9 protein-coding genes are annotated in these 14,325 nt (G+C 29.8%); 4 read left to right on the top strand and 5 right to left on the bottom strand.

Translation table 11 applies throughout. The features are described 5' to 3' along the window. Positions 1 to 525: 525 nt before the first annotated feature. The 5 genes from sufU to sufC are packed head-to-tail and all read right to left on the bottom strand — an operon-like array spanning position 526 to position 5,426. A complete protein-coding gene (sufU, locus tag B2W91_RS03910) occupies positions 526 to 948 on the bottom strand; it encodes a Fe-S cluster assembly sulfur transfer protein SufU (RefSeq protein ID WP_039636077.1) in 423 nt (140 codons plus the stop codon). Beyond that, on the bottom strand, positions 938 to 2,170 hold the full coding sequence (locus B2W91_RS03905) for a cysteine desulfurase (protein WP_291578972.1): 1,233 nt from the start codon (positions 2,168 to 2,170) through the stop codon (positions 938 to 940). The genes sufU and B2W91_RS03905 overlap by 11 nt, the downstream gene beginning before the upstream one ends. After that, positions 2,163 to 3,248: a Fe-S cluster assembly protein SufD gene (gene sufD / locus B2W91_RS03900; RefSeq protein ID WP_291578971.1), complete on the bottom strand. Its 1,086-nt coding sequence runs from the start codon at positions 3,246 to 3,248 to the stop codon at positions 2,163 to 2,165. The genes B2W91_RS03905 and sufD overlap by 8 nt, the downstream gene beginning before the upstream one ends. Before the next feature lie 12 nt (positions 3,249 to 3,260). Then, positions 3,261 to 4,670, bottom strand: coding sequence for a Fe-S cluster assembly protein SufB (sufB, locus tag B2W91_RS03895; RefSeq protein ID WP_291578970.1), 1,410 nt, complete (start codon positions 4,668 to 4,670; stop codon positions 3,261 to 3,263). Between the two features lie 18 nt (positions 4,671 to 4,688). Further along, complete coding sequence (gene sufC, locus B2W91_RS03890) at positions 4,689 to 5,426, bottom strand: Fe-S cluster assembly ATPase SufC (protein ID WP_291578969.1); 738 nt, start codon at positions 5,424 to 5,426, stop codon at positions 4,689 to 4,691. Positions 5,427 to 5,708: 282 nt separating this feature from the next. On the opposite strand from sufC, the gene B2W91_RS03885 reads away from it, so the two are divergent. From B2W91_RS03885 to B2W91_RS03870, 4 genes are all read left to right on the top strand, one after another. Continuing rightward, positions 5,709 to 6,938 (top strand): aminopeptidase, encoded by a 1,230-nt coding sequence (locus tag B2W91_RS03885; protein ID WP_291578968.1) that lies wholly within the window; start codon positions 5,709 to 5,711, stop codon positions 6,936 to 6,938. 139 nt (positions 6,939 to 7,077) lie between these two features. Then, complete coding sequence (locus B2W91_RS03880; protein ID WP_291578967.1) at positions 7,078 to 11,925, top strand: cytidyltransferase; 4,848 nt, start codon at positions 7,078 to 7,080, stop codon at positions 11,923 to 11,925. A gap of 12 nt (positions 11,926 to 11,937) precedes the next feature. Further along, complete coding sequence (locus B2W91_RS03875; RefSeq protein WP_291578966.1) at positions 11,938 to 13,155, top strand: lactate dehydrogenase; 1,218 nt, start codon at positions 11,938 to 11,940, stop codon at positions 13,153 to 13,155. A gap of 34 nt (positions 13,156 to 13,189) precedes the next feature. Continuing rightward, the gene (locus B2W91_RS03870) at positions 13,190 to 14,206 is read left to right on the top strand and encodes an NAD(P)H-dependent oxidoreductase (RefSeq protein WP_291578965.1); all 1,017 of its coding nucleotides are present in this window, start codon (positions 13,190 to 13,192) and stop codon (positions 14,204 to 14,206) included. The last annotated feature ends 119 nt before the right edge of the window (positions 14,207 to 14,325 follow it).

The following is a 14,325-nucleotide window of genomic DNA, read 5'->3' as shown; positions in this document are numbered from 1 at the left end:
TAGTTAATGTTGCAGGTATAGTGCCATATCATACTGCACCCCAGGGGCTTCACCAATGGAGAATTCAAAATTGACAATTCAAAATTAAGGTTGAAATTATTTTCTAGCAAAATAATTTCTTTGAATATGTTTCTAACTAGCAATTATATTGCTAGTTATGTGGAGAACATTGTTCAACGTTACAGATAAATAATTGCAAATTTCTCAGTGTTAGCTGAGAAATATCCACAATTGTCAATAGTCCATTGTCAATTTTCAATTGTTGAAGGGGTGGAAGATTAATGCTGAGAAATATCCATAATTGTGAATTTAATTAAGTTAAGCACTGATTATTTTCAGAGATAGATTTAATTTAGAAATGGCACATTTATAATGAACCGTTCCCATAATTATTTATAGTAAGAAAATGATAAAAACACTATCAAAATTTATTGTAATTAAATAAATTGATAGTGCCTTTATTATAAAAGTCTATTAATAAATCTTTTACTAAATATATTTTCAAGCAGTTTCTTAAGAGTTAATTTATTTAATTGACTCTTTAAGGGTATGCCATGCAAGTACCGCACATTTTACTCTTGCAGGCATATTTGAAATGTTTTGAAAGGCTATTGCATCTTCTAATATCTCAAGTTCTTCTTCAGATTTTATTTCTCTTTTTATCATTCCTATGAAAGTTTCTACTAAATTTAATGCCTCTTCTTTTGATTTTCCCTTTATAAGATCAATCATTATGGAAGTAGAAGCTTGGGAGATGGCACATCCACTGCCTGTAAAGGCTGCATCTTCTATAATGTCACCATCAAATTTTAATTCTAGAGAAATTTCATCTCCACAACTTGGGTTGTGACCAAGTTCCTTAGTGTCAGGATTTACTAAATTTCTTTTATTATGAGAGCTTTGATTATGCTCCATTATAAGCTCTGTATATATATCATTAAGATGCATAGCCGAGCCACCTCCTCACATTTTTCAAAGCTTCAATAAATATATCTACTTCTTCAAAGGTATTATAAAAATAAAAACTAGCTCTGGAAGTTGAGTTTACTCCTAAATACTTCATTAAAGGCTGAGCACAATGGTGACCAGCTCTAACTGCAACACCATAACTATCTAAAATTGTAGCTACGTCATGAGGATGAATATCTTTTATTCCAAAGGATATAACCGAACTTCTATCTTTCATAGTTTGGGGACCATAAATAGTTATGAAAGGTAGTTCTTTCATTTTTTCTAATGCATAACTAGTTAATTCTTCTTCTCTCTTTTTTATATTATCAAAGCCTATATTTTCTAAATAATCAATAGCAGCAGCAAGTCCAACTGCTCCTTCAACATTTTGAGTTCCTGCTTCTAACTTGTATGGAAGTTCTGCAAAGGTAGCCCTATCCTCCCAAACATACTCTATCATATCTCCCCCAGATAAAAATGGAGGCATTTTATCTAAAATATGCTCTTTCCCATATAACACTCCAATGCCCATTGGAGCCAGCATTTTATGGCCTGAAAATACCATGAAATCTGCATCTAGATCTTTTACATCTACCTTTATATGAGGTACACTTTGAGATCCATCTAAAATAACTAATGCACCTTTTGAATGAGCATAACTAATAATTTCATCTACAGGATTTATAGTACCTAGTGCATTTGAAATATGGGTTATACCCACAATTTTAGTTTTTTCGGAGATTTTCGATTTAACCTCTTCCATAGAAAGTCTACCCTCATTATCAATATACATATATTTGAGTACTGCACCTTTGGCCTTTGCTACTTGTTGCCAAGGGAGTATATTACTATGATGCTCTGCGATGGATAGAACTATTTCATCACCTTTATTTATAAAATTCATACCATAGGAATAGGCTATTAGATTAAGGGCTTCAGTAGCATTTTTAGTAAATATAATTTCACTGCTTTTTGAAGCATTAATAAAATTTTTTACCTTTACTCTTGAACTTTCATAGGCATCTGTAGCAAAAATGCTTAGAGCATGAGCGCCTCTATGAGGATTTGCATTGTATTTTTCATAATATTTATCTATAGCTTCAATAACTTGTTTTGGTTTATGTGTTGTTGCAGCATTATCTAGATACACTAAAGGCTTTCCATTTACACTTTCTAAAAGTATTGGGAAATCTTTTCTTAATTCTTCAAATTTACCCATTTATAAGCCTCCTTTGAATTTCTGTATCAATTTCTTCTTTTATTTCTTCAATTGGAATTAGATCTAGAATAGGTCTAAAGTTAGCTTCAATTATAAGTTTTTTAGCCTCTTTTTCGCTAAAACCTCTGCTCATTAAGTAATAAAGTTTATTTTCATCAATTTTCCCTGCGCTAGCAGCATGCATTCCTTCTACATCATCTTCATCACAAATTAATAATGGTACAGCATCTGATTTTACAGTAGGATCTAGAAGGGTTACATATTCTTCTTCAGAACCTTTAGATCGAGCAGAGCCTTTTTTAAAGTTAAGAGTTCCTCTAAATATTTTTTTAGAATTATCCATTAATACACCTTTACATGTAATGTTGCTATTTGTTCTCATTGCTTTATGTAGGATTTCATAGCTCAAATCAATAACTCTATTTCCATCTCCAAGGTAGATAGAATTTACATTAGTTTCTCCAGAGGTACCTTTTAACTCTGAAATAAAATTAGTAACACTGAATTTACTGCCTAAGTTAATCTCTATAAAATTAACTTTTGCTCCATATTGACAAATAGCTACATTTGAATCAAAATTATGACTGCCATCATTTAGAGTTTGAATTTTTATTAAGTTAACTTCTGAACCCTTTTTGGCTAAAACTCTTGTAACTCCATTATGAAAAACAACTTCATCACCTTTATATTGAATAATTATAGTTACTTTAGAATTTTCTTCAGCAATAATCAAATTATTATCTATTAAATTATTTTTATCAACTATATGCTCAACTCTAATTGGCTCTTTTTCCTCTCCATTAGCTTTAATAACCATAGAAGAATTATAATTGTTTAAAGCATAATCCTTAACTTCTTTAGATACTCCGTAATTTATGGCTTCAAATCCAAAGTCCTCTAAAAGCTCTTTAGCATTAGGGGTAGTGTCTATGGAAATAGCTTTTGGCGATATTATATTTGCCTTATTGTATTCTCCAACTGTAGGTAGGGAATAAGTATCAATTGAGATATCATTAACTTTAAGCCATCTCCAAGTAATGACTGGAAGTTTATTTAAGTTTTTAAATTTAAGTTTCATTTAATTTTCCCCCTAACCTATTGTTCCTTCAAGCTCAAGCTTGATTAAATTATTCATTTCCACGGCATACTCAAGAGGAAGCTCTTTAGATATCGGTTCAACAAATCCACGAACTATCATTGCTTTAGCTTCCGCTTCACTTATACCTCTACTCATTAGATAGAATATAGCTTCATCACTAATCCTTCCAATTTTAGCCTCATGCCCTAAGTCTACTTCATCATTCATAATATCCATAACTGGAACAGTGTCTGATTTGGATATATTGTCAAGCATTAAAGATTCACAAGAAACTGTTGACTTAGAGTGGTGAGCATTAGGTGATATCTTTACAGCACCTCTATATATAGCTATTCCTCCATCTTTTGAAATGGATTTTGTATTTATATTAGAGGAAGTATATGGAGCTGCATGAACTACCTTAGCACCAGTATCTAGTTCTTGACCTTTACCTGCAAAAGTAATTCCTGTAAATTCACATTTTGCTCTTTCACCTTTTAATACACTCATAGGGTAAAGCATAGAAATCTTTGAACCAAAGGAACCTGATACCCATTCAATAGTTCCATCTTTTTCTACTATTGCTCTTTTAGTATTTAAGTTATACATATTTCTTGACCAGTTTTCAATAGTGCTGTATCTAAGTTTTGCACCTTCTTTTACAAATAGCTCAACACAACCAGCATGAAGATTATTTACTGAATATTTAGGAGCGGAACAACCTTCTATGAAGTGAAGATTAGCACCTTTCTCAACAATTATTAGAGTATGTTCAAATTGTCCTGCGCCTGGTGCATTTAACCTAAAATAAGATTGAAGTGGAATGTCTACATTAACACCTTCTGGAACATAAACAAATGAGCCTCCAGACCATACAGCACCGTGTAGGGCAGCAAATTTATGATCTGATGGGGGAACACATTTCATAAAATATTCTTTAACAATATCTTCATACTCTTTAATAGCAGATTCCATATCAGTGTAAACAACACCTTGTTTTACTAAATCTTCCTTTATACTATGGTAAACTACCTCAGAGTCATATTGTGCTCCAACACCTGCTAGAGAAGCTTTTTCAGCTTCAGGTATTCCTAGAAGATCAAAAGTCAGTTTAATATCTTTTGGCACTTCATCCCAGTTTGCCTTCATATCTGTATCTGGTTTTACATATGTTACAATATTCTCAATATCCAGATCAGAAATATCGGGCCCCCATGTAGGAACATCTAATTGATTATAAATTTCTAAAGATTTTAGTCTAAATTCAGTCATCCATTCTGGTTCATTTTTTTCTAATGAAATAGAACGAATAATATCTTCAGTTAGTCCGCTATCTACTTTGTAGCTATATCTAACTTCATTTTTTATATCATATATACCTCTGTCTACATCTTCAACATAGGTTTTAGTTCTTCTTTCCAAACCATCTCACCACCTATTCTATTTATAAGCCTCATAACCATTTGATTGAATTTCATCTATAAGCTCTGCTCCACCAGTTTTAACAATTTTACCATCAACTAATATGTGAACAAAATCTGGTTTTAGATGCTCTAAAATATTATTGTGGTGAGTTATTATTAGAATAGATCTATCACCATTTACAAGCATTTTAACACCTTCAGATACAACCTTAACAGCATCCACATCTAATCCTGAATCAGTTTCATCAAGAATTGCTAGTTTAGGCTCAAGGATTGCCATTTGTAGAATTTCATTTTTTTTCTTTTCACCACCAGAAAATCCAACATTTAAGTATCTACTTGCATAAGATTCATCCATTTTCAACATTGACATCTTTTCTGTTAACTCTTTTTTAAAGCTCATCATTTTGACAAATTTTCCTGAAACAGCAGCTTTTGAAGTTCTTAAAAAGTTTTCAACGGTAACTCCAGGAATTTCTTCTGGATATTGAAAGGATAGAAATATTCCTTTTTTAGCTTTTTCATCTGGACCAAGGTCATTTATAATTTCCCCTTCAAATTCTATTATCCCTTCAGAGATTTTATATTTTGGATGGCTCATTAATGTGTTAGCAAGGGTAGATTTACCAGCACCATTAGGTCCCATGATTACATGAATCTCACCCTTATTTATCTCTAAGTTTAAGCCTTTTAAAATTTCTTTATCTTCAACTTTACTGTGTAAATTATTTATTTTAAGTAATTTCTCTGACATTTTTATATCTCCTTTAAATCATATCAGAGTTAAATACTCTGAATTAATATATATTTATATCATACTACTTTACTCGGGATTAGTCAAAAGCTTTTTAGCATATTTACTATATAAAGTTACCAATAGAAAATAAAGATTAATAGTTAACAATAAGTAGAAAAAGTTTTATTCATAGAAAGTTCAATACAAAATTTATTACATATTTCAATAAAGTTTTACAAGACTTACTAAATTTATGCTAATATGGAATTATATAAAATAATTTTTTGGAGGAGCTTAATTATGAAAGAAGAAATGCTAAAAAAATATGCTAGATTAGCAGTTAAGACTGGGGTTAATATACAAGAGAACCAAACACTTGTAATAAATTCACCGATAGAGTGTGCTCCTTTTGCTAGAATGGTGACAGAGTGTGCTTATAAGGAAGGGGCAAAAGAAGTTGTAATTCATTGGAATGATGAATTATCAGCAAAGATTAAATACATGAATGCAAGTACAGAAGTCTTAAGCGAGGTGGCACCTTGGCAGCTAGATTCTGTAATGCATTATGCAAAAGAAGGTGCTGCATTTTTAAGTATATCTGCGTCTGATCCAGAGCTTATGAAAGAAGTACCAATTGAAAAATTCTCTACTGCTATTAGAACAAGGCAAATTGCATTTAAAGAATACAGTAAGAGAATAATGAATAATGAAAATCCATGGTCAATAGTTTCAATTCCTACAAAAGCTTGGGCTAGAAAAGTATTTCCAAATGTTTCAGATGACGAGGCAGTTGAAAAACTTTGGGATGCAATATTTAAAATAGTTAGAGTGGATAAAGAAGATCCAGTAGAAGCTTGGAATGAACATAAAAATAATCTTAAGGAAAAAATGGATTTCTTAAATTCAAAGGACTTTAAACATATCTGCTTTAAGAATTCATTAGGAACAGATATAAAAATGGAGCTTCCAGAAAATCATTTTTGGCTTGGTGGAGCAGAGAAAAGTGCTGAGGGAATTGAGTTTATAGCTAATATGCCAACAGAAGAAATATTCTCAGCGCCGAAAAGAGATGGAGTAAATGGTGTTGTATACAGCTCAAAACCATTAAATTACGCTGGTAATCTTATAGAAAACTTCTCTTTAACTTTTGAAGATGGAAAAATAGTAGATTTCAAAGCTGAAAAGGGATATGACGCATTAAAAAAAATAATTGAAACTGATGAAGGATCTCATTATTTAGGTGAAGTTGCACTAGTACCTTTTGATTCACCTATCTCAAATTCAGGAACAATTTTCTTTAACACACTATATGATGAGAATGCCTCCTGCCACTTTGCTATAGGAAGAGCTTATAGCTTATGTATTAAAGGTGGAGACAAGATGACAGATGAAGAATTATTAAAAGCTGGTGCAAATGACTCTTTAACTCACGTAGACTTTATGTTAGGTACAGAAGACTTAGATATAATAGGAACTACTCATGATGGACAATCAGTTCAAATCTTTAAAAATGGAAACTGGGCATTTTAAATATTAATTTATCAATTATATAAAGAATTAAAATAATAAAAGTGGTCAAGATAGAAATAAATTTAGTCATTTCTATCTTGACCTTTTTTTATTTTAAAATGATATAATTTATTTACAGTGGAGTAAAGGAGTGAGATGTGTGAAAGTGAATTTTCAGAGTGTTTATGATAGTATTCAAAGAAAAATTTTAACTGTAAAATGGATTAATAAAGTGAAATTAGATAAAAATATCATAAATTATCATGTTAAATCGGAGTATTTTATAGAGACATTGAAAAAGATGACTTTTAAAAAGGATTATACAGCAAAGTCTGCATTAATATTGTTAAAGCCTTTAATTTTAGAATTGTCACGGAAAGATATATTAGAAAATTCAGATAACAATTTTCTTTTATATTTATATGAATACTCATTATCAAAAGTTTTCCCTGAAGCAGTAAGTATAGAATTAGATCCTAATTTAGATTCTATTTGCAATCTTTACTTTAGAGTTTTTAGAATAATTTCATCCTGTGAAAAACACTGTAATGGAGAAAACTTTATTTCTAAATACCCTATGGAATTTTTAGAAGGTGAAGAATTAAAAACTCTTGAATGTAGTGATGAGTATTTAAAGTTTGTTAAAGCTTTTAATGATTTATATATATATGAAATGATGAAGATAAATGGTGAGATAACAGGATTCAACACATTAGAACATATCTCTGGAGTTCATTATTTGGCTATGTATATTGCAAGGCAGATTAAGAATCAAGGAATTGAAGTGGACTTAGGGAGAGTTTCTGGAAGTGCAGCGGGCCATGATATAGGAAAGTATGGCTGCAGAAAAAATGAAATGAAAAGAGTACCTTATCTTCACTATTATTATTCTGATATTTGGTTTAAAAGACATGGGATTAATTATATAAGAAACATTGCTATTAATCATTCAACTTGGGACTTAGAATTTGAGAATCTTTCTATTGAAAGCCTTATTTTAATATATTCAGATTTTAGAGTGAAAAATAAGGAAATAAATAATAAAAATGAGATGTGCATATTTTCTCTTAAAGAATCTTTTGATGTAATTTTAAGTAAGCTTGATAATGTAGATGAAGTCAAGGAAAAGCGTTATAGAAGAGTTTATTCAAAGCTTAGAGATTTTGAGAAGTTCTTACAATCAATTAATGTTGAAACTGAAGTTAAAGATGTAGATTTAAAGAGTATGAATAAGATGAAAGAGCCTTTATATTCTTTTAATCAGGGGGAGGAAATCGTTGATAATTTAAAATATATGGCTATAAATCATAATATAAATCTTATGTATATTTTAAGAGATGAACAGTCATTAAATACTGTTATAGAAGAAGCAAGAAGTGAAAAAAATTGGAGGAATTTAAGAGAATATATAAGAATATTTGAAGAATACTCCACTTATCTAACTCAAAACCAGAAAATTCAGGCTATAAATTTTTTATATGAAAATCTTGTTCATCCTGAAGATGATATAAGACGACACTCTGCCGAAATTATTGGCAAACTTATTGCTATATTAGATGAAGAATACAGAAAAGAGCTGCCAGAGGGTGTAGCAGATGATTTTTTTAATATTAATAGCAAGAATATATTAAAAAAATATATAGATAAAATATTATTTCCAAGTCATAAAATTATATCAATTCATAGATATTGGATTGGATATAGTTTAAGTACATTAATAAAATCTCTATTTGAAAATTGCGGAGAAAATAAAAAAGAAGAATATAAGGAAGTAATTATAAGCTATTATGAAGCTTCGTATTATAAAAGTTCAGATAATTTATTGTTTTTAATTGAAAGTGCTAATTATATTCCTCTACAAAAAGGGGATAAATTTTTAGATAAACTATATGATTTTATATTTACTATGGTTAAAAAGAGAAATGTTGCATTAAGACTTTCAGCTTTAAGTTTGTGTATTAATTTAATGGAAAAGCTAAAGGATGAATCAGCCTTTTTTACCGATTTAAAAGATTATTTAAACTCTGTTAATAACAAAGCTGGTTGCGCCGCCGAAGTACTATTAAGATATAGAATTTCACAAAGATTAGGCTTAGAAGATTTAAGTTGTAGTTTAAGAGAATATTTACAAGCTCAAAAGGAAAATATACAGGAAATTTATTTAAGTAACTTAAAATCTGCTACTGAATGGAGCTTAAAAAAATATCAAATAGAATTGATTTTAGAATTTGTAAAGAAATATAAAGAAATTAATGCACTACAAGCGGCAATACATTTTTGTAATTTGCTTAAGGTAAGTGCCGTAGAAGAAGTGAGGGTTACTGCAGGATATGCGATTGTTCAAATGATGGACTTTTTATCTTTTTCTGAAAGAAATGAAGTTGCTATAGAACTTTTAAGATCATTGGAAATAGAAGGACATAAAATAACCGAATATATACCAAGGTATCTAGGACAAGTTCTTCTATACATTCCACCAAAGGAACTTGACGAAGTACTTGATGATTTAGCTTCTAAAGTTAAGATAGCAAGACCTTCAGTAAAGACATTAATGTTAAAAACTATAGGGGTAGTTTTAGAATATTATAAATCCTATGGTAAAAGATTCAATGAAGAAGAGATAGTTTTAGAGAAGAGAAAAAGTACACTACTCAGCATTATTTTAAATGGATTTGGTGATTATGTAAATGAAGTTAAAAGAAGTGCTTTTACTATTATTGGAAAAGTTATCTTTGGTTCTAAGATTTTATCTTTGGAAGAAAAAAAGAATTATTTTGATCTTTTAGCTAAAAAAATATTAACTCTCATTATAAATGATGAGAAAGAAGAGCTGTTTTTCCTTTCAAATGCTGCAGGACTTGCTCATATATATAGATTTATTGCTGATTATAATTTTTTTATTGGTAATTTTAATATGGAGATACCGAAAAAAATTGCATTCTTTCCAGGAACTTTTGATCCTTTTTCTCTTAGTCATAAAGAGATTGCAAAGACTATTAGAAATTTGGGCTATGAGGTCTATCTTTCCGTGGATGAATTTTCTTGGTCTAAAAAAACCTTACCTCATTTGTTGAGGAGAAATATTCTTAGCATGTCTATTGCCAGTGAGTTTGGAATATTTATATATCCAGAAAGTGAGCCTATAAATTTATCCAATATAAAAGATCTTCAAAGTCTTAAAAATAATTTTAAAGGTCAAGAAGTTTTTATAGTTGCGGGGGAAGATGTAATTACCAATGCTTCTAGTTATAAATTACCTTATATTGAAGGTTCTATTCACGATTTTTCTCACATAATTATTGAAAGAAATAAAAATAATGCCTTATCAGAATATTTGACGAAAATAAAAGGTAAAGTCCATATTATTAAGCTGCCTAATAAATATACAGATATAAGTTCCACACAAATTAGAAATTATATTGATAGCAGTAAAGATATATCCAGCATTATTGATCCATTAGCAGAGCAGTATATTTATGATAATGGATTTTATCAAAGAGAACCACTGGATAAAGCAACCTTAGATTTAGTATCTCTTGAAACAGAAATAATAGAACATAAGGATGAAGAGATTATAAATTCTTTGTGCAGTATAGCTAATAATGGATTAAGAAAAAAAATTGAAAAACTTTTCTCAAAGCCTTCTGGAAGAATAGTGGTTTTAAAAGACTGTGGAAGTAATGAAATACAAGGCTTTGCATTAATACACTGGGCTCGCTCAAGCATGTTATATGGTGATATAAGTGATATGGAGATAGCTCAGTATATGAGGGAAAAAAGCCAAGGAAGAATAATTTTATTGGATGGATTTTATATTAAAAATCACGAAAAAAATAAAAAGCTTCTTTCTATACTAATAACTGAAACTTTAGCTTTTGCTTGCAGTCATGATTATGAATATGCTCTTTATAGAGAAGGAGAGAAAGATAGTTTATCACTTATAATTAGGGAGACTTTAGCCTTATATGGATTTAAAGAGATTTTTAATTCTGTTCACCTTGTAAATATGAGTTCGCCTTGCATTTTAAATTTTGATATAGAAAATTTAATAAAGGAACCTTTTAGAAGTAATAGCAAAATAAGAGCTGTAATTAATGAATGTAGAATTAAGCTTCAACAAGCTATATGTAATCTTTTCGCTGGAAATCTAGTACTTCCTTTTGATTCTAATATGACTCAACAAGGACTTATAAGAAAGATTTGCAGAGAAAATAAAGTACCAGAATATACAACAAATCCAAGAGTATTAGGAGATGCAATGTGTGTACCTTATGGAGATATATTGGACAGATATATAATTCCAAACACAGTAACTAAATCACTTCATACGGAAAAATATTTCAATCCTAATATGAAATCATTTAAAATTGGTGAATTCCCGCATTATCTTAGCTTAGAAAATCAAATTAAAATGTTAAAATCTTTTAATAGACCAGTTATATTGGTAGATAATCTTCTTCATAAAGGGTATAGAATGAAGGCTATTAGACCAATATTTAAAAAAGAAAAAATTAATATACAAAAAATTATAGTAGCCATATTATCTGGAAGAGGTAAAGATCTTTTAGATTATCAAGGTGGAGAAGTAGATTGTTTATATTTTATTCCAAGATTAAGAGCTTGGTTTAATGAAAGTGCATTATATCCTTTTATAGGCGGTGATGCAGTTTGGAGAGGAGAATTTCAAGATAGAAATCTTCTTCCATCAATTAATCTAATTATGCCTTATACTTCACCTAAATTTATAAGAGGTGCTAAAAATGAGGATTGTTATAACTTGTCTAAGGTGTGTATAGAAAACTCTATAAATATACTTACAGTTTTAGAGGATGAATATCACTCTATAAATGAAAGAAATTTAACACTTTTATCTTTAGGGCAGGTATTTACTATACCAAGATCTGTAGATAGGGGACTAGATATAAATTATGACTTAAATCACAAACCTTCACATTATTTAGAAAATGACCTTGAGAGTTTAAAGAGATTTGAAGATATGTATATATAGGGAGATGGTATGATGAAGTACTATAAATATAAAAACTTACTTTTTATAAGTGAGGAGACTTTATCAAATAAATTTACTAACATAACTGAGGAAGAAGGATTAAATTTAAATACAAGGGCTTATTATCTTGGAAAAAGGCCACTTAATAGCTTTCGAAGTTATTTCAAAGTATCTTCAATAAAGGAATTATATAATGAAGATTTAAATGTGATTATAAAAGAAAAAGAAGACGAAAATAAATTATGTAAAGTGTTAAGAAATCTTTCCTTCATAAATTTAAATGTTGATAATTGGGAGGAAATCATAGAAGGTAAGCAATTTAAAAAATATAGAATAAATATTGTTGGATTAGGTGACGTTGGAGGAACACTTCTTACAGGATTAAGGCTTTTAGGAGCAGATGTAGTTGAGAATATAGGTATATATGATTTGGATAAAAATAAGATAGATAGATGGTATCTTGAAGCTAACCAAATATATGATACTAATAATATAGACATGCCAAAGATAATTAAAATAAATGAAGATGAGCTTTTTAATTGTGATTTATTTATATTTTGTGTATCTATTTTTGTGCCTGAAGTTGGTGATGAAAAGAAAGATGTTAGAATGGTTCAATTTGAAGGAAATAAAAAAGTGGTAAGTATTTATAGTAAAATGGCAAGAGAGGCTAATTTTAAAGGGGATTTTGCTGTGGTGTCAGATCCTGTAGATCTACTTTGTAAAGTAGCATTTAATGAAAGTAATAAAAATGAAAATGGAGATTTTGACTTCAAGGGGCTTAGTTCTCATCAAATAAGAGGGTATGGTCTTGGAGTTATGAATGGAAGAGCAGCTTTTTATGCTGATGAATTTAATATAAATTATAAGAGTGAAGGAAGAGCTTTTGGACCACATGGAGAGGGATTAATCATTGTAAATAGCATAGAAAATTATGATGAGAATATTTCAAGTTTTCTTACAGAAAAAACTAAAACTGCAAACTTAGAGGTGAGAGCTTCAGGATTTAAACCTTATATTGCTCCAGCATTATCTTCTGGAGCAGTGAGCATTCTTGCATATTTGAGAGGACAATGGCATTATAGTACTTCTTTTTTAGGTGGTGTTTTTATGGGAATTAAAAATAGAACTACTGAGAATGGCATAGAGCTTGAGAGATACAATATGCCTGAAGAACTTTTAAATAAATTAAAGCAAACCTATAATTATTTAAATGCTATATATAATTAGTCCAAGAAAAAAGACTTCTGAGATGCTTCAGGATATGATTTCTCAGTTTACCCATGAGAGCCACAAAATTATTCAAGATGAATTAGTAAATTTTAATAATAAAAAGATATTATTAGCAATAGAGGTTGATGAAACACTTTCTGATATAAGTATGTTAAAATTTATGAAAAAACTCATGAGAAAAGATAGAAATGGATTTTTAGGCTCTTATTGTGGAATAGTTTGCGCATCTACATCAGAACTTGGAACAAAGGATACCTGTCAAGATATAATATTTCTTGCAAATTCTATGGGGGCAACTTTTATAGGACATCCAATGGTAGAGGCTATTAAAGAACTTATAAATTTTTCTACATGGCAAAAGGTATTGAAAGTATCTCTTTATGACATTCTTATGGAACGATGTAAAATTTTAAATGAAAGACTTAGAAATTTTGAGTTTGAAAAATATGGGGAGCTAAATGTAACAGTTTTGTATTCTACTCCAAATAAAGTCTCCAACTCTTTGGATTTATGGAGAATGGTAAAATCAAATTTTGATGATTCAATAAACATTAAAGAAATACTAATAGAAAATGGGTCAATACAGGATTGTAAAGGATGTGGGTATAAAGTATGCACTCACTATGGAAAAGATAATAAATGCTTTTATGGTGGACCTATGATAAGTGACGTATTGCCTGCCATAGAGAAATCTAATGTAATAGTCTGGATTTGCCCTAATTATAATGATGCTATAGCTGCAAATTTAACAGCGGTAATGAATAGATTAACAGTACTTTATAATAAAAAACCTTTCCACGATAAAGTTACATTTGGAATAATAGTATCAGGAAATTCAGGGGGAGATTCTGTTGCAAAACAACTAATAGGAGCATTAAATTTAAATAAAGGTTTCATGCTCCCGCCAAAAGCATTCCTACTAGCAACAGCTAATGACCCTAAATCAATATTCAATTATAAAGATGTGGATAAACTTGCTAAGGAATTTAGTGAAAGGATAAAATCAATGCACAATTTATGCAATGGAGAATTGACTATGGACAATTGACAATTAAGGATGAAATTATTTTTAAAGAAAATAATTTCTTTAATATGCTTTTGTAGGGCGAACAGTGTTCGTCAGTTTACCCACCCCTGGGGAACAACGCGAAGCCCTTTAGGGTTCCC

The organism is Clostridium sp. UBA6640, from assembly GCF_002455975.1.
In the GTDB taxonomy this organism is placed as follows: domain Bacteria; phylum Bacillota; class Clostridia; order Clostridiales; family Clostridiaceae; genus Clostridium_J.
This window is presented reverse-complemented; position numbering and strand designations above follow the sequence as displayed.

What these genes read in the sequence shown, in the direction of transcription:
- sufU (WP_039636077.1), bottom strand. Translation starts at nt 948, where the DNA reads ATGCATCTTAATGATATATATACAGAGCTTATAATGGAGCATAATCAA.
- B2W91_RS03905 (WP_291578972.1), bottom strand. Translation starts at nt 2,170, where the DNA reads ATGGGTAAATTTGAAGAATTAAGAAAAGATTTCCCAATACTTTTAGAA.
- sufD (WP_291578971.1), bottom strand. Translation starts at nt 3,248, where the DNA reads ATGAAACTTAAATTTAAAAACTTAAATAAACTTCCAGTCATTACTTGG.
- sufC (WP_291578969.1), bottom strand. Translation starts at nt 5,426, where the DNA reads ATGTCAGAGAAATTACTTAAAATAAATAATTTACACAGTAAAGTTGAA.
- B2W91_RS03885 (WP_291578968.1), top strand. Translation starts at nt 5,709, where the DNA reads ATGAAAGAAGAAATGCTAAAAAAATATGCTAGATTAGCAGTTAAGACT.
- B2W91_RS03875 (WP_291578966.1), top strand. Translation starts at nt 11,938, where the DNA reads ATGAAGTACTATAAATATAAAAACTTACTTTTTATAAGTGAGGAGACT.
- B2W91_RS03870 (WP_291578965.1), top strand. Translation starts at nt 13,190, where the DNA reads ATGATTTCTCAGTTTACCCATGAGAGCCACAAAATTATTCAAGATGAA.